At 49.2% G+C, this 862-nt stretch carries 2 tRNA genes and 2 rRNA genes; all 4 read left to right on the forward strand.

Annotation, left to right across the window (positions count from 1 at the left end):
- Nucleotides 1-219, forward strand: a 16S ribosomal RNA gene (locus GCM43_RS25440); the annotation flags it as partial.
- Between the two features lie 77 nt (nucleotides 220-296).
- A tRNA-Ile gene (locus tag GCM43_RS25445) sits at nucleotides 297-373 on the forward strand.
- A 70-nt stretch (nucleotides 374-443) separates the two neighbouring features.
- Nucleotides 444-519: transfer RNA gene (locus tag GCM43_RS25450), tRNA-Ala, on the forward strand.
- Nucleotides 520-753: 234 nt separating this feature from the next.
- A 23S ribosomal RNA gene (locus tag GCM43_RS25455) occupies nucleotides 754-862 on the forward strand; the annotation flags it as partial.

An 862-nucleotide genomic window follows, 5' to 3' on the forward strand; every position in this document is an offset into this window, starting at 1 on the left:
ACTGCATGAAGTTGGAATCGCTAGTAATCGCGGATCAGCATGTCGCGGTGAATACGTTCCCGGGTCTTGTACACACCGCCCGTCACACCATGGGAGCGGGTTTTACCAGAAGTAGGTAGCTTAACCGCAAGGAGGGCGCTTACCACGGTAGGATTCGTGACTGGGGTGAAGTCGTAACAAGGTAGCCGTATCGGAAGGTGCGGCTGGATCACCTCCTTTCTAGAGTTTGCACGAAGCGCAAGCTTCACCATCAAATGTTCACACTTATCGGCTGTTAATAAAGAAGAACAGCATTTGGGGCTGTAGCTCAGCTGGTTAGAGCACCGTGTTGATAACGCGGGGGTCGTTGGTTCGAGTCCAACCAGCCCTACCAGAAAAACCTGGGGGTAAGGTGGACGCTAGTCCAGCCAACCCTGCCAGTATCTGTAGCCTGTAATACCCTTGGGGGATTAGCTCAGCTGGGAGAGCACCTGCTTTGCAAGCAGGGGGTCGTCGGTTCGATCCCGTCATCCTCCACCACGTACTTGAAAGTGCAAACGTAAGCCACGAGGTTTAGGTTTGATCTTTTAGAGATCATTGCTGTTTCGTTCTTTAACAATCTGGAAGAAGTAAAGATTATTTATGATCGGTTTATCGTAAAAGATAGATCGATGGGTAATGATTGTATGTATCAACAAACAAGCAACAACGTTGTACTTTCTTATCCCTGTAGCGCTCTTTGATCGTACAAACGATCAGAGGCTAACGTTATAGGGACAAGCGAATAAGTGCACATGGTGGATGCCTTGGCGATTACAGGCGATGAAGGACGTAGTAGCTTGCGATAAGCTGCGGGGAGCTAGCAAACAAGCTTTGATCCGCA

The sequence above is a fragment of the Janthinobacterium aquaticum genome (assembly GCF_009208565.1).
Lineage (GTDB): Bacteria > Pseudomonadota > Gammaproteobacteria > Burkholderiales > Burkholderiaceae_D > Janthinobacterium.